We start from the raw sequence: 22,316 nt of genomic DNA on the forward strand, positions 1-22,316 counted from the left end.
GGTCTCGGTTCAACACTTCCCGGCAAAATAGAAACCCAGAACGGCAAAGATCAATCAATTCAATCAACGAGTTGGGAATAGTTCACGGGAGACTATTTGATTCCAAGTTTCCCCTAGGTTACCTTGCGACAGGCTCACATGTTGCGGGGGTGAAAAAGATGGCGCTTAATCTGGTTATCTCGTTCGAGCACAAGCCACATTACACGCATTACAACGCCATTCCATGGCGCCGCGGAATGAGCGTATTGCAGGCGCTCGAAGCATATGAATTCGGGCCGCCCGAAAATGAGCCTTGGCATTATTTTAGGTTCGGATACCGGAGTGGCTATTTTGTTTCGTCAGTAGACGGCATTCTTCCACAGTGGGTCGATCCGGCATATTTCGACCCCTATACTCCCTCCACATTGTGGTTATTCAGTTTGAATGGTACCCCGACCACTGAAGGCCTCGAAAAGTTGAAGGTACAAGATGGAGATACTCTGACTTTTGATTATTCATTTATCAGATTTTCCAAGTTCGACTCACGCACTCAGGAGCTGTTAAGGCAACGGTTTTTTCCAGGCCGCTGGCGCACCGTCCCACGATCCGTACTGGAAGCGCGCGTGCGGACAGGTAATCCCATTGAACCAAAAAGATACGAGTCTGATGTCGATGGCAGGATAAAGGCCGACGACTTTGGTAAAGGCTGGTTTCATCAGTTTGGCCTCAGTATTCTGAATTTCGATCCAGAAGATTTGCGTTTCGAGTATCAGTGTGCATTTTGGCAGAAGAAGAAGAAGAAGGTTGTCAATTCAAAACTGTATAGATCGGGGGAATCTTGCCCCGCGCAAGAGGTCTCAGACAAGATTCGAGCGATTCGACTAAAGCTCGAGGGAGCCCGAAAAGGAGAGTACAGGCTAAATTGGTCGGGAGAAGTCGCCTTCAAAGGACCGAATCCCAGTAAGCCTTATCCTAACCTCAAATCCGGAGATTGGTGCGGGACGCCGGAAGATGGCGGCGGTGCTGAGGATGAGTGGGTCAATAAGCTTTATATTCAGATTGTGGAATTCCGCAAAACTAGCCGTAAGTCGAAGTTATAAAGCATTTTGTCGGCCTGATTTCGTAGCAGCAAGCAGCAGTAAGTTGAGAGGGCGCGATTCGCCATTGACCTCGCGAGCCAAACGGCAGGATTGGGAAATACCACGATCGATATCTGCGCCCGGAGTCACCAGCTGCCCCGGCGCGTTTTTATGCCCTGATGGTCCATTCCCAACATGCGAGATTTCCAATGCGGCAAGCATTTCGTCGGCAGGCGGAGCATGCGAGGTTTACTGTCATCGTTGTCCGGCTCAATATTGGGCTTTGCTTGTTCGGAGTAGCGGCGATTATCGCAGCTATGCTTGGTTGACCGACGAAGCGCCCGGCCTCAAACAACCTGGCTTCACCAATAGATCAAGGCATTGACTCTCACATAGAAGCGAGTACATCATTACGTTGCGGCACGTCGGAAAAAGGCAACAAATTAGCCGCGCAAGCAACACTACACAGCGTCGGGACAATCAACGCAGCCTGCTATGCAGGAGGCGAATCCTGCGCACTTTTTTTCGAGCGCTTAAACTTCTTTATCGCTCTCCAACGTACACGAGGCATTACTGCAGGAAGTCAGTGTGAGGAAAAGTGGAAACGGCACCGATCAGCGATGTCGATAAGTGCAATCAAAAACGCAACGACGAAGAGCTCACGTTGATCTGGCGGCGCTGACTTGGCTTTAGCGTAAGGGACTGCCTCCAGCTTGAAGGTAGGTGTAACTATGCCGCATTCGCAACAACGATTGGATTCCGGTTCTTGCCCATGCAATCGAGGAAAAAAGACCCGGATCGACAAGACACGCCGGCGGCTTCTTGTTGGCATGGGTGCTTTGGGATTGAGCACGCTGCTGCCCGGGACTGCGCGGGCGGATTGGGGTGAAATCCCCGCCGGCGCGTGGCCGTTCCCCAATCATTTCAAAGTGCTGGAAGTGTTTCTGTATGGCGGCTTGTCGCCCTGGGAAACCTTCTATGTGAGGCCCCCAGGCGCGAACCAGTTCCGCGGCCTTGATGCGGACGTCGCCGCCGCCATCTGGAATGCGGGGTGCAGCGGAACGCCCATGCCTGTGAATGCGACCGAGTATTTTGCCGATGCGCAGGATGAGACTGCGGCGAATGTGCATGGCGTTCACCTCGGACCCTTCACGGCACCCTTATGGCGAGCCGACCTTATCTCCCGCATGCGGATGCTCGTCATGCAGCACGATCTTGAGCCGCATGAAGCTGCCATTCCCTATGCGATGACCGGCCATCGCCTGGGCCGTCCGAAATTTGCCGGAACAGGGGCGGCGATCCAGCGCCGTTTCCAGCTGACCAACCCTTCGCAAACCGCTCCGTTTTCCTACGTCTGTGTGCCGGGAACATACAACTTTCCCGGCGACAACATTCTCGCCGCGACGGCCACCGGCATGCATGGCGGAGACGCGAAGCCGCTGTCGCTGCGGATCGGCGCCGGCTCCTCCGAAGTTGTCAATCAACTCTTGCGCTCGGGCGTCACGCCGGAGATGGATCAGCTGCTCAATGTGTATCGTGCCGAGTATCGCCAGCGGCTGCGTTTCCAGGGCGCCGGCAACCCGCTGCGCTCGAAGGGCTTTGCCGCCTATGATTCGAGCTCGGCCAGCCTGCTAAATGCGGCGACGCTGCAGGCCATCCTCAACACGCCGTCATTTAATTTGCGGCAGGATGTCGATTGCTCGGTCAACTCGCCGAGCCTGATCGACAACCAGCCGGGCACCGCGATCAGGCTGGCGTCCCATCTGCTCACGCGTCCGAGCAACGGCGCCCGTTATGTGTGCGTGATCGATAGCGGCCTTCGCGAGGCAACGGGCGGTGGCGGCTACGATACGCACTCGAACAACATCGGGACGGTCGGACGGAATCTCTGGAACACGCTGAGCACGCTTGCGGAGATCATCCAGAATCCCACTCTTCCGGCGGACCCGAACAAGATCAGCCTCGACGACACGCTTGTCGTCGTCACGACCGAATTCGGCCGCACGCCGTCGCCGGCGCCAAACGGAAACGGGCGCGATCACCATCCGGGCGGCTATGTGAACGTCCTGCTGGGCGGCCCTATTGGCGCTGGCACCACCGGCAGGCGCCTGGTCGGCAACATTGTCGATGCCACCGGCTATGCCAATCTGAGCAACGTCTATTCCGCGACTGATTTGCGCGCGGCGATCCTGCTGGCGGCCGGCGTCTATCCGCTCAATCCCGACAGTTTCGCGATTGGCGACCTGACGAGCACACTGAGCGCGCCCGACGAGCCCAGCAGCGCGATCCTCCTGCGGCAGAGGATTTTTGGGTCTTAGAGCATCGAACCGAAAAGTGCGAAGCGGTTCTCGGATAATCCGATGCGCAAATAAAAGATGGAGCGGCGCGACGTTCCAACAGAACGTCCGGCGGTCTGGCTCGAACACCGGAGAAATACCATGAAGGTTCAGCGCAGAGTGTCTTTGCTCATGGTTCGGCTATGGATCTGTGCGCTCGTGATCGTGGGATTGGGAAATCCCGCTTGGAGCGACGATGCCGGAGATGCATCATTCTTCCGTCAGGCCGTGCCCCTCCTTTATGGCCGCAAGGTCCGGGGTCATGACGAGCTCAAGCTGCTGACCGATCTGAGCGCGGTCTCCGGCCGGGAGGCGGTGCTGCGCGCCCTGATGGAAAGCGAGGAATACGTCGATCACTGGTCGAATACGCTGGTCGACATCTTCCGCGTCCATCGCGAGACCGCCAAGGAACAGTCGACATGCTATGCCAATCCGCTGCGCGCCGGTGCGAGCGACAGCGGCCTTGCGGCCTGGATACGCGACCATAGGGCGATGGATGGGCCTGCCCCCGGCGGCGCGTTCAACATGGCCGACGTCGTCCGCTCCTCGCTGAAGCTCGATAATCTGTCGGTGATGTTTCGCGCCCACCTCTTTGCCATGACCTCCAAACCCGTCACCGGCAATGAGGTGATCGAGAAAAATGTCCGCGACGATCTTGGAGTAGCGTTCCAGAACATCTACCTCAATCGGCAGATAAGCTGCCTGAGCTGCCACAACACGGAATTCTCCACATCGGGCACAGTCACGGGCTGGAACCGCACGCATCCGATAGCTGTCCATCTCGACAAGGCGACGATGGGCTCGAGTTTCGGGCGCAACACCGACGACCTGTTCGTCTTTTTCCGCTCGTCGGTCAATCAGTCCAGCTTTACCGAGCCGCCCGACTCAAGTCCTCTCGTCAAACCATGGGGGCTGACGGGTTGCGGCGAATTCCATCAGACGGTGCCGGCAAATTCACTCGGCAGTCCTTTCTGGGGTAACCCGCGCGGCGCCAATGTGAGCATCTGGGATCTCGAACGTTCGCTCGACGATGGCTACAGGGTTCTGAAGCGCGACGGTCTGGTGCGGATGCCCGGGACCGGTCAGGGTCCACGCGATCCCGCCGACAAGGACGCCGCTTTTGCCTTCGAAGTCGCGGCAAGCACCGTCAACAAAATCTGGATCGAGTTGATGGGCTATCCGCTCACCATCGCCAACAACTTTCCGCGCAACTCGGGCCAACTCCATCCCTATTGGGTTCTCACCGAGTTCGAGTTCGCCAGGAACGACTGGTCGCTGAGGCGCGTGCTGCTCCGCATGCTGACCTCGGGATATTTCAATCGCAAGCCGCCGCTGACCGAAAGCGGAACGTCCGGCTATCAGATGCAGATGGTGTTCGATCCATGGGTGGCGGACGATCCGCGCGACGGCGTCGACACCGCGCCGGAGGTCAACCGCAATGCGATCTCAGAATCGGTGCATCGCTATTCGGCGCAGACGCTCTTCGCCTCGCTGGGCGCGGCGCTCGATTGGCCGCGGCCTGAGCGCTTTCCTCAGGCTTCATTTCCAAGCGCCGGTCTCCTGAAATCGCTGGGACAGTTTGTCAGGGATGCGGAGCCGGGATTCACGTCGGTCGATTTTCAGGGCCTGCTCGCCTGGGAGGCGCTGCCGGCAAGATGCGAAAATCCCGGTTCCGGCCCCGACTGGATCGACCGTCTAGTGTCGGCGATCCCGGCATTCGATGCCGCCAATCCCGGCAATCCGGCGCATCTCGACGATCTGGCGGTCACGATGCGCGATTGGCTGCTGGGCGATGCCGCCTTCGCGCCGGCCGGGCTCCAGGGTGCTGCAACGGGTGAGCAAGCCGCGCTGGAAGCCCTCTTCGGCGCGCCTCTGGCGACGACCCGGGCCCAAGGTTTTTCCGGACTGCCCGCGAAGCTCCGCAATGTCTGCGGCGTCATGCTCAAATCGCCGCAGTTCATGCTGTCGGGCCCGTCGACCAGCGGGCTTGGCAACGCACCCCGTTTGCGGGTGTGCAATGCGACGCCCTGCTCCTATCAGGAACTCTGTTCGGCCATGTCTCCCGCCATAAGCGCGGCGACGGGGCAGTCGGTCAGCTGTTCGAGCAATAATGTCGCGCTGCTGTCGCAGCCACGCGTGGGGCGGATCGACCTTGCCAGGCTTTGCCGTCGCGGCCTGTGCGATATTCTTCCATTGCAGATCTCACGGCTCTGCGATTTCCACCCACGCTTCTGCACCCTGAGAGGTGAGATTGACGCGCGGGCCATCACGCAACCCTTCGAACGCGGATATCTCGTCAGCATAGGGGACGGAGTGATTGTCGAGGGCAGCACATACCGCCCCGTTTTCAAGACGTCCGACCTTGTCGGTTATGACAATGGTTTGGCCCAAAAGCCATCGGGCAGCTCCGGCGACAAGCAACCGGGCTTCCGCGAGCAGTTGCTCGAGGTCCAGCCGGGAGACCAGTTGAGGATCAAGAACAGCAAGGGCAAGCTCGTGCTCGATCTCGATCGCCGCAGGGAAAAGAAAGATCCCAAGAAGCCGGGCGATGTTTTTTTCGTGAACCTTGCGCCCGTCCTCTCGCCGCCGGCAACTGAACTGAGAGAAACGAAGGAACCCACCTACGAGTCGTGGGACACGCTGATGAAGCGTCAGGACCAGACTTATTTGCGCCATGGCGAGGCGGGACCGCCGCCCGATCCCAAGGCGATCAAGGCGCGCGACTGCAAGCGCCATCCGGATCTCGCCGCCTGCCAGGTGAAGAAGTGAACGCGATGGGCCCGCAGCAGGGAGAGAAGCAATGACCAGCTATTATTTCTCGATCTTTAAGAAGCTTCGGGTCATCGGGGCAGGTGGCCATGTGAACGCGGCACCTGGGGGACTCAATCTGAATGATCCAACGGGCATCTTTGGCGGCAACGCGAAAGGCGCTTTCCTCGGGAATACACCGGCAAACAGTCCCGTTTGGGCCGTGCTGAATGCCACGGCGATCAATCCCGCGCCGGGCATGGTCATGGTCGGAGCGGCATCCTGGCGCAAAATGCCCTTGGGCACCGCCCCACCGGCCTGGACCGATTTTCAGGTCAACGCGGCGCCCCCGGCGACGTCCATCGTCGAGAGGCTGGGCGCCTGGATAACCGCAGGCAAGGTCAACGACACTCCGGCAGCTGTCATCGCTGCCATGCCGCCGCCAAACCTGCTCGCCACCAAGCCCGACACCACCACCACCGTCTTTGTGGCAAGCTCGCCCACCGATGACGGCGACCGCCCCGGAACAGTGCCGTGGAATTACTGGGAAACAGGGCAGATTTTCCTCACCGATCCGCAGACCGGAGCGACGGTCACGCCGGCGCAGTTTGCTGCGGGATCGGTCTACAACCTCGTCGCGACTATCGGCAATCGCGGCCCGCAAGGCGGCAAATATGCCATGCCGCCGACGGTCGTTCAGGCCAAGGCGCTGGTCATGGTCTTCGGCACCAGTGTGACGCCTGCGGTCGAGCTGCCCGCGCTCTCGAACATGGACGATGCGTCGAACAACAGTCTCTACGAAGTCTATGACATGCCCGGCAAGAAATATGAGCTCGTGGGCTTTCGCTTCAACGCGCAGGATATCTTCGACGGTCTGGCCAAGGCGATCGAAACCAGCGGCATCGATCTCGGGGGCCTGCCGCCCGATATCTGGTTGCAGGGACAGTCGAGCGTGGGCCATGTCTGCGCCAAGGTGATCGTCCGTCTCGACAGCCAGACCTGGCCGCTGGTTGGGGATACGCCGTTGACCAGCAACCGCATCGCCCAGAAAAATCTGGCCCCCTTCGCGATCGATGTCCAGGCCAGCGATCCCAACAATCCGCCGATCGTCTGGCGCAACATCATGGCCGGACAGGCCTTCCTGACACTGCGTGACACAAGGCGGGAGCGCTTCAAGCACAATCTGTTCCGCATCGCTGGCGATCTGCCGGCGGAGGGTGTCGAGCTGTTCCTGGCCATTCCGCAGAAAAGCTTCGAGAGATTCTTCAATCCAAAGCTGATGCGAAGCGCCGAGCCGATTGCGCTGGTCAAGAAATACGGACAAAAGCCGCCGATGCCGGACTGCACGGTGCTGGCGGTGAAGAATTCCAAGGAACTGTTGCTCGAGCTACCCAACCTCAAAGAGGAATTCGTAGCGATGTCGATCGGCGTCAGGATCGATCCGAAGAAAATCAAGGTAGGTTCGCAGTTCGATCTGACACTGCTGCATTCGGCGATGATAACGCCGCCTAAATCCAAGGGGAGAGTGCCGGAACTGTCCGAGCAGTTCGCACCCGGACTCACCTTTCAAGTCTCCGTGGTGAACTCAAAACGCCAAAAACTTCATGCAGTTGCCGCCAACAGCTGAAAGCCTTGACGAAACCGACCTGGTAGCGATGTCATCGGAAAAATTTTCGCACTTCCGCATTTTCCCCTTGACATCGCGGGCCAAACGGGAGGATTTGGGAAATATCAAAATCGAAGAACGTATGCCCGCAGGCTAAAACCCCGCGGGCATATTTTCATGCTGAGGCGCCCGCCGGCCTTGCTCCGCCGAAGCGAAGCCTCGGCTTCGCGAAGGCGAGAGGCGGGCCTCGAAGCGTCGAGCCTCATACCGCAGGCGGCGCCTGGCGCCCGAATGGCCTGATCGCGGCGGCGCTGCGGCCGTTGGCGAGGAGCCAGTCCCAGGCATAATTCGCATAGGAGCGGAAGACATAGAGGTCGATCACGTCCGGCTTCTGGCTCACGATGTGGAGGAGGGCGGCGATCTCGGCGAAGCGCAGGCGGCGCACCGCTCCCGCCTCATAATCCGAAGACAGGAGATCGAGCGAGGAGCCCTTCAGCAGCACGAAGCGGGCATCATCGCCCTCGAGCCGGATGATGGTCCGCATGTCGGAAACATCGACGGCAAAAGAGTGGATGCCTTCAAAGGCTTGGCGCAGATTGCCCAGAAGCTCGGCCGTCTTCGCGCGCGGGCAGAGAATGAGCCATTGATCGGTCGAGAGCCACAAAGCTTGAATCTCGCCCCAGGCGGCGCTGCTGCGCGGGGCGGTCGGCAGGTCGAGTCCCAGCACCTCCTTCGCCGCGGCCATGAACTTGCTGTCGCTCGCGAGGCCTCTCAGATCGATCATGCCGCGAGTGGTGATCTCGCGGATATCGACGGCGAGGTCCTTCGGCGCCTCGCGCGCCGCAAGCGCGCTCTCAAACCGGACGTCAGACATTCTGCCGGCTCCCTTCCTTGTCATAGAAGACGGGATCGGTGATCTTCGCCCTGACCACCTTGCCGCCCTCGAGCGGGAAAGAGATCGTCTCGCCCATGCGGTTGCGCCCGTTCTCGATCAGCGCCATGGCGATCGAGCGGTCGAGCGTCGGCGAATAATAAGTGGAGGTGACCTGGCCGATCATCGTCATCGGCGGCTTGTCCTTAGGCGTACGCACGGCATAGGCGCCGTCCGGCAGCACTTCCTTGGGGTCCTCGGTCAGGAGCCCGACCAGCTGCTTGCGTCCCGCACTCTTGAGGAAGGATTGCTCGAGCGAGCGCTTGCCGATGAAGTCCGCCTTCTTCTTCGACACCAGCCCGTCGAGCCCGACATCGGCGGGCGTCACCGTGCCGTCGGTCTCATCGCCGACGACGATATAGCCCTTCTCGGCGCGGAGCACATGTAGCGCCTCTGTGCCATAGGCCTCGATGCCGAATTCGGCGCCGGCGGAAAGGATCGCGTCCCAAAGGCCCCGGCCGAAATTGGCCGGCGTCGCCACCTCGTAGGAAAGCTCGCCCGAGAAGCTGATGCGGTAGATGCGCACCGGATAGCCTGCAAGCTTGCCTTCCTTCATCACCATATGCGGAAAGTCCTCGGCCGAGATATCGAAATCGGGGCCAAGCTTCGAAAGCACTTCGCGTGCCTTGGGACCCGCAATGGCGAATTGCGCCCATTGCTCGGTGACCGGCGTCACGAAGACCTTGTACTGCGTCCATTCCGTCTGCAGCCACTCTTCGAGCCAGGCCGCAATGCGATCCGCACCGCCCGAGGTCGTGTGCATGAGGAAATGATCGTCGGCGAGCCTGACCGTGACGCCGTCATCGATGAGGAAGCCGAGCTCGTTCATCATCAAGCCATAGCGGCAGCGCCCGACCTTCAAGGTCGAGAACATGTTCGTATAGACGCGGTCGAGGAATTCCGCCGCATCCTTACCCTTGATCTCGATCTTGCCCAGCGTCGAGGCATCGAGGAGCCCGACCTTCTGCCGCACGCTCAGGATTTCGCGGTTGATCGACCGATGCTTGTCTTCGCCGGCGCGCGGATAGGTGTAAGCGCGCCGCCATTGCCCGACCGGCTCGAACACCGCGTTCTGCGCCTTGTGCCAGCGAAAGATCGGCGTCTGCCGGATGGGCAGGAACAGCTCCTTGGTGAGCGAGCCCGCGATCGAGCCGAAGGAGAAGGGCGTATAGGGCGGCCTGAAGGTGGTGATGCCGATCTCGGGGATCGTCTTGCCCGTCGCTTCGGCCAGCACGCCCAGGCCGTTGAGGTTCGACGTCTTGCCCTGGTCGGTCGCCATGCCGAAGGTGGTGTAGCGCTTGGTGTGCTCGACCGATTCATACCCCTCGCGCTGCGCGAGCTCGAGATCGGCGGCGGTCACATCGTTCTGGAAGTCGATGAAATGCTTGTTGCCCTCATTATATTTGCCGGTGGCCGGCGAGAACCAGATGGGTTCCAAAGGCTTCTGCGCCGGCGCTTCCGCCTTCGCGCGGTTCAGGCTTGGCGCTGCGTTCTTCACGGCTGCTTCGCCTGCGGCATAGCCCTCGGCCAGGCAGCCCCCGATATCCATTGTGCCATTGGCGGCACCGACCGCACTGATGGCGTCATGATGCTTGCCGGGCTTGAAACTCTGGAGCGCGCTGTCGAAAGTGAGCTTACCGCCATTGTGGCACCACAGATTGACGGCCGGGTTGAAGCCGCCCGACATGGCGACGAAATCGCAAGCGATGCGGCTCTCATTGACCACGCGGCCCTGACCCCTGCGCCAGGACGCGACCTTGACGCCGGTGACGGACAGCCCGCCGAAACCCGTCTCGACGCCGGCGATCGCCTGGCCGGCGAGGATATCGATGCCCTGGGCGCGGGCCTCATCGGCCAAGGCGCCTCCCGCATCGGCGCGCGCATCGATGATGCCGGCGATGCCGACACCCGCGCGCTTGAGGGAAAGAGCGGTGAGATAGGCATCGTCATTGTTGGTGAAGACGACGCCGCGCATGCCGGGCGCGACGCCATAGCGTTCGACGAACGCGCGGACAGCGGTGGCGAGCATGACGCCGGGCCGATCGTTATTGGCGAAGGCGATCGGCCGCTCGATGGCGCCCGTGGCCAGGATGACTTGTTTGGCGCGCACTTTCCACAAACGGTGGCGCGGCGCGCCCTTGGCGAGGCTCGCCGGGTCGTGATCGGCGGCGCGCTCGAACAGCATGACATAGTTGTGGTGCCAGTGGCCGACGGCCGTCGTGCGCGTCATGACATGCACATTGTCGGCTTGGGCGAGAAGCTCGGCGCGGGCTTTGATCCAGTCGAGCGGGGAGCCGCCATCGATGGTGCCGGAGCTGAGATCGCAGACGCCGCCGAAACGGGGCTGTTCATCGCAGATGATGACGCGGGCGCCCGCGGCTTGTGCTGCTTCGGCGGCCGCGAGACCGGCAATGCCGGCGCCGATGACGAGCACGTCGCAATGCGCATGCATATGCTCGTAAGTGTCGGGATCGCGGCCTTGGGGCGCCTTGCCGAGGCCGGCGGCGCGCCGGATCAGCGGCTCATAGACATGCTTCCAGAAGGCCTGCGGCCACATGAAGGTCTTGTAGTAGAAGCCGCCCGGGATGAAGCGCGAGAACCGGCTGTTGATGGCGCCGATATCGAAGGAGAGCGACGGCCAGCGATTCTGGCTCTGCGCCACGAGCCCGTCATAAAGCTCGATCTGCGTGGCGCGCAGATTGGGCTCGTGCCGCGGACCTTCGCCGACGCCGATGAGGGCGTTCATTTCCTCAGCCCCCAGGCCCACGACGCCGCGCGGCCGGTGATATTTGAAACTCCGGCCGAAGACGCGCTGGCCATGGGCGAGGACGGCGGAGGCAACCGTGTCGCCACGTAAGCCGGTGATGGTCTCGCCGTCGAAAGTAAAGCTCACCTTTTTCGTCCGGTCGATGAGGCGTCCGCCCTTGGGCAGCCTGTAGGGCTTGCCGCTCATGAGGACTTTCCTTTGCCGCTCTCGAGCTTGTCCTTGAAGAAGGACGCCCATTCGCCGGTCGCCGCTTCCATCCATTGGCGGGGCGGCAATTCTGCGATGCCGTAGGTCGCCTTGAAGTCCATGGTCACCGTGTCGCGCACCGCATGGAACCACTTGCCGCAGCCGCGGTCGCAGCGCCAGCGCTCGAAATGCAGCCCCTTGGGATTGCGCCGCATGAACAGGTAATCGCGCTGCTCGGCATCGCTCACATGGGCGGGATCGTGCGTCGCGGGCCGCCTTATATGGGCCTCGCCGCCATAGTGGAAATCCGTCTCGTCGCCTTCGGCGCCACAGACCGGGCAATGAACGATCAGCATGAAGGGGAGCTCCTGAAGGTCTCGATCATCAGTGCGCCACCGCCGCGGCGACGCTCTCGTCGATGAAGCGGCCCTCGATGAAACGGTTGAGGCCGAAGGGTTCGGCGATCGGATGCGGGCGGTCGTGGAAGATCGTATCGGCGAAGACTAGCCCTGAGCCCGGGATGGATTTGAAGCCGCCGGTACCCCAGCCGCAATTGACATAGAGCCCTTCGACGTCGGTCTTGCCGATGATCGGCGAGCGGTCGCCGGTCATGTCGACGATGCCGCCCCACATGCGCAGCATCCTGAGGCGCGAGATGATCGGGAAGGTCTCGACCAGCGCCGTCACCGTGCGCTCGAGGGCCGGGAAGGAGCCGCGCTGCGAATAGTTATTGTAAGGATCGGTGCCGCCGCCCACCACCAGTTCGCCCTTGTCGGATTGGCTCAAATAGCCATGCACCGTATTGGCCATCACCACGCAATCGAGCACCGGCTTGATCGGCTCGGAGACCAAGGCCTGCAGGCACAGGCTTTCGATCGGCAGCCTGAGTCCCGCCGTCTGCACGATGGTCGAGACATGGCCGGCGGTGACGACGGCGACCTTCTTCGTCTTGATGAAGCCCTTCGACGTTTCGATGCCGGCGACTTTTCCGCCGTCGCGGCGGATGGAGAAGACCTCGCAATTCTGGATGATGTCGACGCCGAGGCTGTCCGCTCCCCGGGCATAGCCCCAGGCCACCGCGTCATGACGGCCGGTGCCGCCCCTCGGCTGGTAATAGGCGCCGAGGATCGGGTAGCGGCTGTTCGGATCGTCATTGATGATGGGCGCGATCTTCTTGACCTCTTGCGGAGTGATCATGCGGCAATCGAGGCCGGCGAGCCGGTTGGCATGGGCGGTGCGCTTGAAGGCGCGGAACTCGTGCTCGGTCTGGCACAGCATCATCACGCCGCGCGGCGAGAACATCACATTGAAATTGAGGTCGTGCGAGAGCTCCTCATAGAGCGAGCGGGCGAGCTCATAGATCGCGATCGAGGGATCCTGCAGATAGTTCGAGCGGATGATGGTGGTGTTGCGCCCGGTATTGCCGCCGCCGAGCCAGCCCTTCTCGACCACCGCGATATTGGTGAGCTTGTGGTTCTTGGCGAGATAATAGGCGGTGGCGAGGCCATGGCCGCCGGCTCCCACGATGACCGCATCATATTCGGCCTTGGGATCGGGGCTCCGCCAGGCCCGCTCCCAGTCCTTGTGGTAGTTCATCGCGTTGCGCGCGAGGGAAAAGATCGAATAGCGGGACTTCATGCTGGCCCTCTGAAAACCAGTCCGCTCTTTATCAAAAGGGGGGTAGGGGCGCATCCGGTTTCCGACGCCCCATTGCTGCCATGCGACAATGCGACGGACCCTTTTGCGAGGCCGGGACACTATTATTGGCAGGATCACCGGAACGCCATGACAGCATGCTGAATTTCCTTGTTTTTGCGGTACTTGCGGCGGCCGTTATGCTGGCCGTCTGCTGGCCCGTCCTGAAAACGAGGACGGCGGGGCCGGCCCGCGCCCAGTATGATGAAGCCGTGTTCCGCGACCAGCTCGCCGAGCTCGAGCGCGACAAAGCGCGGGGCCTCATCGGACCTGCCGAGGCCGAGGCTGCCCGCAACGAGATCGCCCGCCGCCTCCTTTCGGTCGGCCAGGGTGGGCCGGCCGCCGCGGCCTCGGACGCCGGCAAATGGACCGTCCTTGCGGCCGCCGCCTTCATACCCGCTGTGTCGCTGGCGCTCTACCTCGCCATCGGAGCGCCGGGGCAGCCGGACTTGCCGCTGAAGGCCAGGCTCGACAATGCGGTCGCCAATAACGATCTCCTGGCCCTGATGGCGAAGGCCGAGGCCCATCTCGCGGAAAAGCCCGACGACCTCCAGGGCTGGGAAATCTTAGGTCCCCTCTATCGCGGCACCGGGCGCTATGCCGATGCGGCGAAAGCCTTTGCCAACATCCTGAGGCTCAAGGGACCCGATGCCGGGGTTTATGGCGATTATGGCGAAGCGCTGGTGCTCGCCAATCAGGGCCTTGTGCCCAAGGAGGCGGCCCAGGTCTTTGCCGAGGCGCTGAAACGCGATCCCAAATCACCCAAGGCGCGCTTCTATGCCGGTTTGGCTCTCAAGCAGGACGGCAAGACCGCCGAAGCTTTGGCCCTCTGGCAGGCGCTCCTCGCCGATACGAAGCCCGATGACAGCTGGCGGGGCGCTCTCGAAGGCCAGATCGCGTCGCTGTCGCCGGGCGCCCCGGCTCTGTCGGACGAGCAGGTCGCCACCACCCAGGATATGAGTGCGGAGGATCGCGAAAAAATGATCCGCGGCATGGTTGACGGCCTGGAGGAGCGGCTTAAGTCGAGCCCATCCGATCTCGAGGGCTGGCAGCGCCTCATCAAGGCACGCGCGGTGCTCGGTGAAATGGACAAGGCGCGCGAGGCGTATGCAACGGCTAAGGAACAGTTCAAGGCCGACGCAGAGGCGTCCGCCGCCCTCGCGCAGGCGGCAAAGCAGATAGGGATCGACTAGATGACGATGGTGATGTCATCGCGCCGGACGAGGAAGCAGAAGCGCGCCGCACTCATCCTGGCGGGCGTGGCGCTTCTCGGCATCGCCGCGGGCCTCGTGCTCTATGCGCTCAACGACACGATCGTCTTCTTCTATACGCCGAGCGAAATCGCCGAGAAGAATGTGACGCCCGGCCAGCGCTTCCGCCTGGGCGGTCTCGTCGAGACGGGCAGCATCGTCAAGGGTGAGGGCATGACGGTGAGCTTCACCGTCACCGACACGATCAAGGCCATCCCGGTGAGCTACAAGGGCCAGCTTCCCGATCTCTTCCGCGAGGGCCAGGGTGTCGTGACCGAAGGCCGGCTCGACCCGTCGGGCAAGTTCATCGCCGACACGGTGCTCGCCAAGCATGACGAGACCTATATGCCGAAGGATGTCGCCGACCGCCTGAAAGAGAAGGGCGTGTGGAAGGAAGGCAAGGGGGCAGGCCCGTGATCGCCGAGACCGGCCATTTCGCGCTGATCCTGGCCCTGGCGACAGCGCTGGTGCAATTCGTGGTGCCGCTCTATGGCGCCGCCAAGGGCGACCGCGCCTTGATGAATGTCGCGGCCCCCGCCGCTCTGGCGCAGTTCTCGCTCATCGTCATCGCCTTCTTCGCGCTGATGCATGCCTATGTGACGTCCGATTTCTCGCTCGCCAATGTCTGGGAGAACTCGCACTCGGCCAAGCCGCTCCTCTACAAGATCTCGGGCGTGTGGGGTAACCATGAAGGCTCGATGGTGCTCTGGGTGTTGATCCTGGCGCTCTTCGGCTCGGGCGTTGCCTTGTTCGGCAACAACCTTCCGCTCGAGCTCAAATCGCGCGTGCTCGCCATCCAGGGTTCGATCGGCGCCGCCTTTCTCCTGTTCATCCTCGCGAGCTCCAACCCGTTCCTGCGCCTCTCGCCGCCGCCTATCGAAGGCAACGGCCTCAACCCCTTGCTGCAGGATCCGGCCCTCGCCTTCCACCCGCCCTTCCTCTATGCGGGCTATGTGGGCTTGTCCGTCGCCTTCTCCTTCGCCATCGCCGCTTTGATCGACGGCAAGGTCGATGCCGCCTGGGCGCGCTGGGTGAGGCCATGGACGCTCGCCGCCTGGATGTTCCTCACCATCGGCATCGCCATGGGCTCCTGGTGGGCCTATTACGAACTGGGCTGGGGCGGCTTCTGGTTCTGGGATCCGGTCGAGAATGCCTCCTTCATGCCGTGGCTCGTTGCGGCCGCACTCCTGCATTCGGCGGTCGTGGTCGAGAAGCGCAACGCGCTCAAGGTCTGGACCATCCTTCTCGCCATCCTCGCCTTCTCGCTGTCGCTCGTCGGCACCTTCCTGGTGCGCTCGGGCGTGCTCACCTCCGTCCACGCGTTCGCCGTCGATCCGGCGCGCGGCGTCTTCATCCTGATGATCCTCACCGTCTTCATCGGCGGCGCGCTGACGCTCTTCGCCTGGCGGGCGCCGGCGCTCAAGGCCGGCGGCCTCTTCGCGCCCATGAGCCGCGAAGGCGGCCTCGTCATCAACAACCTGCTGCTCTGCGTCGCCTGCGCCGCGGTGTTCATCGGGACGCTCTATCCTTTGGCGCTCGAGACGCTGACCGACGAGAAGATCTCGGTCGGTCCGCCTTACTTCAACCTGACCTTCGGTCTCATCATGCTGCCCTTGCTGCTGCTCGTTCCGGCTGGGCCGCTCCTCACCTGGAAGCGCGCCGAGGCCTGGCCGGTGATCCAGCGACTGTGGGCCGCGGCGCTCGTGACTTTTGCCGTCGCCATCGTCCTTCTCGTCGCCACCCGGCGCGGGCCGTGGCTGGCGCCTTTCGGCGTAGCGCTTGGACTGTGGCTCATCCTCGGCGCCTTGGTCGAGCTCGCCGAGCGCATCGCTCTGTTCCGCACCTCCTGGCAGGCCTCCTGGTCCAGACTGCGCGGCCTGCCGCGCTCATCGTTCGGCATGACGTTCGCCCATGCGGGGCTGGGTGTCATGATCATCGGCATCTTCGCCGTGACGACCTGGCGCGAGGAGCACATTCTGGCGATGAAGGCGGGCGACAAGCTCAGCGTCGCGGGCTATGAGCTGACTTATCTGGGCGAGGCGCCGATGACCGGCCCCAACTATACCGGCGATGCCGGGCGGTTCCGCGTCATGGACGGCAATCGCGAAGTGGCGGTGCTCGCCTCCGAGAAGCGCCGGTTTCAGCCGAGCGGCCAGGAGACGACCGAGGTCGGGCTGCTGCAGGCCTGGTCGGGCGATCTCTATGTCGTGATGGGCGATCGCATGAATGACGGGACCCGCGCCATGCGCATCTATTTCAATCCGCTGGTCTCGCTGATCTGGCTCGGCACTTTGGTGATGTTCCTGGGCGGCTTGATATCGCTGACCGACCGGCGCTTCCGCGTCGGCGTGCCGCGGCTCGCGCGCAAGCCCGTGGCCCAGGCAGCGGAGTGAAGGATGAAGCGGCTTCTCGCAGGTCTTTTCCTGCTCATGATCGCGATCCTGCCGGCGAAGGCGGTCCAGCCCGATGAGATCCTGTCCGATCCGGCGCTGGAGAGCCGCGCGCGCGCCCTGTCGGAAGGGTTGCGTTGCCTCGTCTGCCAGAACCAGTCGATCGATGATTCGAACGCGCCCTTGGCGCGCGACCTGCGCATTCTCATTCGCGAAAGGCTGAAGGCCGGCGACAGCGACGCGCAGGCGATCGACTTCGTCGTCGCGCGCTATGGCGATTTCGTGCTGTTGCGGCCGCGCTTCACGCCCGAGACCTGGCTTTTGTGGATCGGGCCTTTTGCCTTGCTGCTGGTCGCCGGGACGTTTCTCTTTTTGCGCCGGCGCAGAGGCGGCAATGAGGCCGAAAAAGCTCTGGCGCCCGAGGAAGAGGCGGCACTCAAGCGCGCTCTCGATCGCCGATCGTGAGCGAACCCGCTTTCACGGGATCGTGAAGGCCGATAAGGGCGAGCCCAAGCCCACATTACAGAAGTTTCATCTTGCCGAAAGGTCGCCGTAACCCGCGGATACCTAAGTCTAGGTCTCACTAATAACCCTGCTTTACCTGCTTTGGGACACAAGGAGACTTCCATGACAACAAGCACGAAAGTGCGCAACCGCGTGTTGGGCCTGATGGCGTTCGGCCTTCTCGCTACGACGGCGCTCACCGCCAACTTCATGGTGACGCCATCGCTGCCGGTCCATGCTGAGACCAATCAGCAAGTGGCCCCGCAGGCGGGCTTCGCCGATCTCGCCGCCAAGGTGATGCCAGCCGTGATCAGCGTCGAGGTCAACTTCGCCAATGTCGCCGACAATTCGGACGACAATGACGATGAGGACATGGGACGCGGCATGCCGAACCTCCCGCAGGACAGCCCGTTCCGCGACTTCTTCAACCAGTTCCCGCAGTTCCGCGATCAGTTCCCGCAAGGCGCCCCGCGCCAGCCGCGCGGCGGCGTCGCGCAAGGGTCGGGCTTCGTGATCACGGCCGACGGCTATGCCGTGACCAACAACCATGTCGTCGGCAAGGCCGACAAGGTGTCGGTGACCTTCAGCGACGGCCAGAAATACGACGCCAAGGTGATCGGCACCGATCCCAAGACCGATCTCGCTCTGATCAAGATCGAAGGCGGCAAGAGCTTCAATTATGTGAAGTTCTCCGACAAGGAGCCGCGCGTCGGCGACTGGGTCATGGCGGTCGGCAACCCCTTCGGCCTCGGCGGCACGGTGACGAGCGGCATCATCTCGGCCCGCGGCCGCGACATCGGCTCGGGTCCGTATGACGACTTCCTGCAGATCGACGCCTCGATCAACAAGGGCAATTCCGGCGGCCCTGCCTTCAACCTCGACGGCGAGGTCATCGGCATCAACACCGCCATCTACTCGCCCTCGGGCGGCAGCGTCGGCATCGGCTTCGCCATTCCGGCTGCGACCGCCAAGGAAGTGGTCGAAAGCCTCAGGACCAACGGCGCGGTGACGCGCGGCTGGCTCGGCGTTCAGATCCAGCCGGTGACCGACGATATCGCCGAAGGCCTGGGCCTCACGGAGAAGAAAGGCGCGCTTGTCGCCGATGTGACGGAGAAGTCGCCCGCTCTGGCCGCCGGCATCAAGACCGGTGACACGATCGTCAAGGTCGGCAGCGACGAGGTGAGCGATCCGCGTGATCTCGCCAAGAAGGTGGCGCGCTACACCCCGGGCAAGTCGGTCGAGGTCACCATCGTGCGCGATGGCAAGACCATGCAGATCCCGGTCGAGCTTGGCAAGATGCCGGGCGACGACCAGGCCGCCAACACCAAGCCCTCCGAGCCTGAGCGCACGGGCCTTGCCGAGCTCGGCGTGCGCCTGGCGCCCGCCGAAGACGGCGCCGGCGTGAAGGTCATCGACGTGAAGCCCGGCAGCAGCGCCGATCAGCGCGGCATCCGTCCGGGCGATGTGATCCTCGAGGTCGCGGGCCGCGAGGTTCATGAGCCGGCGGACGTGAAGTCGGCGCTGGCCTCGGTCAAGGGCAAGCGGATCGTCATGCTGGTCCGCTCCGGCGACAATCAGCGCTTCGTCGCACTGCCGGGCAACGAAGGATGAGACAGCGTCTCGTGCGACGCTTGGATGTCACACTCTCCCCCGCTCCCGTGTGACATTCCAGACGCGGAGACAGGGCAACCCCCTGTCTCCGCGGCCTGTTTTCGGCCTTCGAGTTTGAGGGCTTTTCCCGAGGACTAAAGTCATGCAACTTATGACGAATGGAACCACCAAGCCTGCAGTTACCGCCCGTGATTCGGACCATATGCGCATCCTGGTGATCGAGGATGACCGCGAGGCCGCCACCTGGCTGCTCAAGGGCCTGACCGAAAGCGGTCACGTGGCCGATCATGCCGCCGATGGCGAGCAGGGCCTGGCCCTTGCGCGCGAGAAGGTGCACGACGTGCTGATCGTCGACCGCATGCTGCCCAAGATGGACGGCCTCACCATCATCAAGACCTTGCGCGCCGAAGGCGTGACCGCGCCGGTGCTCATCCTGAGCGCGCTCGGCGACGTCGACGAACGGGTCAAGGGCCTCAGGGCCGGCGGCGATGACTATCTCGCCAAGCCCTATTCTTTCTCCGAGCTGCTCGCCCGCATCGAAGGCCTGTCGCGGCGGCGCCATCAGGAGCCGCAGCAGACGAAGCTCAAGGCCGCCGATCTCGAGATGGATCTCCTCGCCCGCACGGTGACGCGCTCCGGGCGCCCGATCCTGCTGCAGCCGCGCGAATTCAAGCTGCTCGAATATCTGATGCGCAATGCCGGCCATGTGGTCACCCGCACCATGCTGCTCGAGAATGTCTGGGACTATCATTTCGACCCGCAGACCAATGTCATCGACGTGCATGTCTCGCGTCTGCGCGCCAAGATCGACAAGGGGTTCGATGAGCCGATCCTGCAGACCGTGCGCGGGGCCGGATACATGCTTCGTGCATCATAGCCGGCGGAGGCGGGGACATCGGTCTTTCGCGCCGCTCCGGCAAAGAAGAGATTCATGAACCCGCAACCCGCCAGCCCGGACAACAGCCATTCGAGCCTCTGGAAGCTGTTCCGCACCTCGACTTTCCGGCTGTCCGCTCTCTATCTCATCGTCTTCATCCTCTCGGCCGGCGCCATCCTCGGCCATATCTACTGGAACACCGCGGGCCTCCTCGAGCGGCAGACCGACGATACGATCATCGCCGAGGTCCAGGGCCTCGCCGATCAGTATCGCATCAGGGGCGTCACCGGCGTGCTCGACACGATCCACCGGCGCAGCCGCGACGATACCGGCTCGATCTATCTGCTGACGACGCCTGAGGGCGTGCGCGCCGCGGGTAATCTCGTCTCGGTACCGGACGAGGTCGCCGTGGAAAATTCGGGCTGGACCGAATTCCCCTTCAATGTGAAGACCTCGACCGGCATGGAGCCGCATCGGGCGCGCGCCTACTACACGGCATTGCCCGGCGGCAATGTGCTGGTGGTCGGCCGCGATATCGAGACCATGCGGCAATTCGCGACCATCATCCGCACCACGCTGATCACCAGCATATTGATCGCGCTCGCGCTGGGCATTGGCGGCGGCCTCTTGACCAGCCGGAATTTCCTGCGCCGCGTCGATGCCATTACCGGCGCCAGCCGCTCCATCATGCGGGGCGACCTCTCGGGGCGCATGCCGGTCAAAGGCACGGGTGATGAGCTCGACCGCCTGGCCCAGTCGCTCAACCAGATGCTCGACCAGATCGAGCGCCTGATGCGCGGCATGCAGGAAGTGTCGAGCAATGTCGCGCATGACTTGAGAACGCCTCTGACGCGCATCAAGGCGCGCGCCGAGTCGGCCCTGCGCTCCGGCGCGGAAGGCGACTTCAAGGCGGCGCTCGAGCGGACGATCGATGAGTCCGACCGCCTGCTGCAGACCTTCAACGCCCTGCTTTCAATCGCCAAGGCGGAATCGGGCCAGCCGCGCGAAGGCCTGCAGCCGATCGATGCCGCCATCATCCTCAACGAAGTCGCCGAGCTTTATGGGCCCTTCGCCGAGGATCTGGGCGGCAGCCTCACCACCGATATCGAAGGGTCTCTCGACATCCGCGCCAATCGCCAGCTTCTCGCCCAGGCGATCAGCAATCTCGTCGACAATGCGCTGAAATACGGCGAGTCGCCGGCAAGCGGAGCACCGGAAATCCGGCTGACCGGCCGCAACGACGGCCATGACGTGGTGATCACGATCGCAGATCGCGGCCGCGGCATCGAGCCCAAGGACCGCGAGCATGTGCTCCAGCGCTTCGTGCGTCTCGACGAAAGCCGCTCCAAGCCCGGCAATGGCCTGGGCTTGAGCCTCGTCGCCGGCGTCATGAAGCTGCATGGCGGACAGGTGCTGCTCGAGGACAACGCGCCGGGCTTGCTGGTGAAGCTCATCCTGCCGCGGCTTGTGGCTGAAGAGGCGGCCGGTTAGCTCTTTACTTCAGCGAAAATCGACGTACAAAGCCCGCCCCCGGGTGAGTGATGGAGGCGATGATGACCGACCAGACCGACGTCGCGAAACATTGGGAGGCCAATGCCGAGACATGGACGAAACATGCGCGCGCCGGCTTCGACGTCTATCGCGACGCGCTGAACACCCCGGCCTTTTTCGCCATGCTGCCGCCTGTCGCCGGTCTCCTGGGACTCGACATCGCCTGCGGCGAGGGCTCCAACACCAGGCTCCTCGCCCGGGCGGGCGCCAGGATGGACGCCATCGACATTGCGCCGACCTTCATCCGGCATGCTGAGGCCGAGGAGGAGGCTGATCCGCTCGGCATCACCTACAGGGTCGGGGACGGCATGGATCTGCCTTATGAGTCCTCATCTTTCGATTTCGCGACCTCGTTCATGGCGCTCATGGACATGCCGGATCAGGGCCGGGTGCTCAGCGAGATCGCGCGCGTGCTCAAGCCCCAAGGCTTCCTCCAGTTTTCCATCCTGCATCCCTGCTTCGTCCCGCCCTACCGCAAGACCTTGCGCATGCCCGATGGCGAGGTGCGGGCGATCGAGATCGGCCGCTATTTCGATGCCATCGACGGCGAGGTCGAGCGCTGGTGGTTCTCGACGCTGCCGGAAGAAGAGCGCAGCGGCGTCGCGCCCTTCGCGGTGCCGCGCTTCCATCGCACCTTGAGCCAGTGGGTTAATCTCATTTGCGGCGCCGGCCTGGTGATCGAGGAACTGGGCGAGCCCTGTGCCAGCCTCGAGCTCGCCAAGGCCGAGCCGGTCGTCGCCGACACGAGGGTGGCGCCGATCTTCCTCCATGTCCGCGCTCGGAAGCCAGTAAATACCCGTTAAAAC

16 protein-coding genes are annotated in these 22,316 nt (G+C 62.6%); 12 read left to right on the forward strand and 4 right to left on the reverse strand.

Annotated elements, in window-relative coordinates; all coding sequences use genetic code 11:
* From DS839_RS33480 to DS839_RS33495, 4 genes are all read left to right on the forward strand, one after another.
* The coding region (locus DS839_RS33480; RefSeq protein ID WP_368912070.1) for a DUF4430 domain-containing protein at nt 1-1,079 on the forward strand (1,079 nt) is incomplete at its 5' end.
* Nucleotides 1,080-1,903: 824 nt separating this feature from the next.
* Entirely contained in the window at nt 1,904-3,376 is a 1,473-nt protein-coding gene (locus tag DS839_RS33485) for a DUF1501 domain-containing protein (protein ID WP_162918979.1), read from the forward strand.
* A 120-nt stretch (nt 3,377-3,496) separates the two neighbouring features.
* Complete coding sequence (locus DS839_RS33490) at nt 3,497-6,163, forward strand: hypothetical protein (protein ID WP_119274903.1); 2,667 nt, start codon at nt 3,497-3,499, stop codon at nt 6,161-6,163.
* Between the two features lie 31 nt (nt 6,164-6,194).
* Nucleotides 6,195-7,769 carry a hypothetical protein gene (locus DS839_RS33495; protein ID WP_119274904.1) on the forward strand — a complete coding sequence of 525 codons (1,575 nt, stop codon included), beginning with the start codon at nt 6,195-6,197 and terminating at the stop codon, nt 7,767-7,769.
* Between the two features lie 241 nt (nt 7,770-8,010).
* Here the strand turns inward: DS839_RS33495 and DS839_RS33500 are convergent, their stop codons facing one another.
* Genes DS839_RS33500 through DS839_RS33515 form a run of 4 tightly spaced genes read right to left on the reverse strand, consistent with a single transcriptional unit; the run spans nt 8,011 to nt 13,270 of the window.
* Nucleotides 8,011-8,622, reverse strand: a complete 612-nt coding sequence (locus DS839_RS33500) for a sarcosine oxidase subunit gamma (RefSeq protein ID WP_162918980.1) — start codon at nt 8,620-8,622, stop codon at nt 8,011-8,013.
* A complete protein-coding gene (locus tag DS839_RS33505; RefSeq protein ID WP_119274906.1) occupies nt 8,615-11,632 on the reverse strand; it encodes a sarcosine oxidase subunit alpha family protein in 3,018 nt (1,005 codons plus the stop codon). Before DS839_RS33505 ends, DS839_RS33500 begins: the two co-directional genes overlap by 8 nt.
* On the reverse strand, nt 11,629-11,988 hold the full coding sequence (locus tag DS839_RS33510; protein ID WP_119274907.1) for a sarcosine oxidase subunit delta: 360 nt from the start codon (nt 11,986-11,988) through the stop codon (nt 11,629-11,631). Before DS839_RS33510 ends, DS839_RS33505 begins: the two co-directional genes overlap by 4 nt.
* A gap of 28 nt (nt 11,989-12,016) precedes the next feature.
* A complete protein-coding gene (locus DS839_RS33515; protein WP_119274908.1) occupies nt 12,017-13,270 on the reverse strand; it encodes a sarcosine oxidase subunit beta family protein in 1,254 nt (417 codons plus the stop codon).
* Nucleotides 13,271-13,425: 155 nt separating this feature from the next.
* On the opposite strand from DS839_RS33515, the gene ccmI reads away from it, so the two are divergent.
* The 8 genes from ccmI to DS839_RS33555 all read left to right on the forward strand — a co-directional run bounded on the left by ccmI (nt 13,426) and on the right by DS839_RS33555 (nt 22,313).
* Complete coding sequence (gene ccmI / locus DS839_RS33520; RefSeq protein ID WP_162918981.1) at nt 13,426-14,520, forward strand: c-type cytochrome biogenesis protein CcmI; 1,095 nt, start codon at nt 13,426-13,428, stop codon at nt 14,518-14,520.
* A complete protein-coding gene (gene ccmE, locus DS839_RS33525; RefSeq protein ID WP_368912071.1) occupies nt 14,521-14,994 on the forward strand; it encodes a cytochrome c maturation protein CcmE in 474 nt (157 codons plus the stop codon).
* The gene (locus tag DS839_RS33530; protein WP_119274910.1) at nt 14,991-16,970 is read left to right on the forward strand and encodes a heme lyase CcmF/NrfE family subunit; all 1,980 of its coding nucleotides are present in this window, start codon (nt 14,991-14,993) and stop codon (nt 16,968-16,970) included. Before ccmE ends, DS839_RS33530 begins: the two co-directional genes overlap by 4 nt.
* Nucleotides 16,971-16,973: 3 nt before the next feature.
* Nucleotides 16,974-17,432, forward strand: a complete 459-nt coding sequence (locus DS839_RS33535; RefSeq protein ID WP_119274911.1) for a cytochrome c-type biogenesis protein — start codon at nt 16,974-16,976, stop codon at nt 17,430-17,432.
* Between the two features lie 162 nt (nt 17,433-17,594).
* The gene (locus tag DS839_RS33540; RefSeq protein WP_119274912.1) at nt 17,595-19,082 is read left to right on the forward strand and encodes a Do family serine endopeptidase; all 1,488 of its coding nucleotides are present in this window, start codon (nt 17,595-17,597) and stop codon (nt 19,080-19,082) included.
* 202 nt (nt 19,083-19,284) lie between these two features.
* Nucleotides 19,285-19,959 (forward strand): winged helix-turn-helix domain-containing protein, encoded by a 675-nt coding sequence (locus DS839_RS33545; RefSeq protein ID WP_119274913.1) that lies wholly within the window; start codon nt 19,285-19,287, stop codon nt 19,957-19,959.
* A 54-nt stretch (nt 19,960-20,013) separates the two neighbouring features.
* Complete coding sequence (locus DS839_RS33550; RefSeq protein ID WP_119274914.1) at nt 20,014-21,450, forward strand: HAMP domain-containing sensor histidine kinase; 1,437 nt, start codon at nt 20,014-20,016, stop codon at nt 21,448-21,450.
* A gap of 62 nt (nt 21,451-21,512) precedes the next feature.
* A complete protein-coding gene (locus DS839_RS33555; protein WP_119274966.1) occupies nt 21,513-22,313 on the forward strand; it encodes a class I SAM-dependent methyltransferase in 801 nt (266 codons plus the stop codon).
* Nucleotides 22,314-22,316: the final 3 nt, after the last annotated feature.

It is taken from the genome of Taklimakanibacter deserti, assembly GCA_003574785.1.

Bases quoted from the DNA above. Each gene is read 5' to 3' on its own strand.
- DS839_RS33545 (WP_119274913.1), top strand. From the start codon at position 19,285: ATGCGCATCCTGGTGATCGAGGATGACCGCGAGGCCGCCACCTGGCTG.
- DS839_RS33490 (WP_119274903.1), top strand. From the start codon at position 3,497: ATGAAGGTTCAGCGCAGAGTGTCTTTGCTCATGGTTCGGCTATGGATC.
- ccmI (WP_162918981.1), top strand. From the start codon at position 13,426: ATGCTGAATTTCCTTGTTTTTGCGGTACTTGCGGCGGCCGTTATGCTG.
- DS839_RS33555 (WP_119274966.1), top strand. From the start codon at position 21,513: ATGACCGACCAGACCGACGTCGCGAAACATTGGGAGGCCAATGCCGAG.
- DS839_RS33510 (WP_119274907.1), bottom strand. From the start codon at position 11,988: ATGCTGATCGTTCATTGCCCGGTCTGTGGCGCCGAAGGCGACGAGACG.
- ccmE (WP_368912071.1), top strand. From the start codon at position 14,521: ATGACGATGGTGATGTCATCGCGCCGGACGAGGAAGCAGAAGCGCGCC.
- DS839_RS33500 (WP_162918980.1), bottom strand. From the start codon at position 8,622: ATGTCTGACGTCCGGTTTGAGAGCGCGCTTGCGGCGCGCGAGGCGCCG.
- DS839_RS33495 (WP_119274904.1), top strand. From the start codon at position 6,195: ATGACCAGCTATTATTTCTCGATCTTTAAGAAGCTTCGGGTCATCGGG.
- DS839_RS33505 (WP_119274906.1), bottom strand. From the start codon at position 11,632: ATGAGCGGCAAGCCCTACAGGCTGCCCAAGGGCGGACGCCTCATCGAC.
- DS839_RS33535 (WP_119274911.1), top strand. From the start codon at position 16,974: ATGAAGCGGCTTCTCGCAGGTCTTTTCCTGCTCATGATCGCGATCCTG.
- DS839_RS33540 (WP_119274912.1), top strand. From the start codon at position 17,595: ATGACAACAAGCACGAAAGTGCGCAACCGCGTGTTGGGCCTGATGGCG.
- DS839_RS33550 (WP_119274914.1), top strand. From the start codon at position 20,014: ATGAACCCGCAACCCGCCAGCCCGGACAACAGCCATTCGAGCCTCTGG.
- DS839_RS33515 (WP_119274908.1), bottom strand. From the start codon at position 13,270: ATGAAGTCCCGCTATTCGATCTTTTCCCTCGCGCGCAACGCGATGAAC.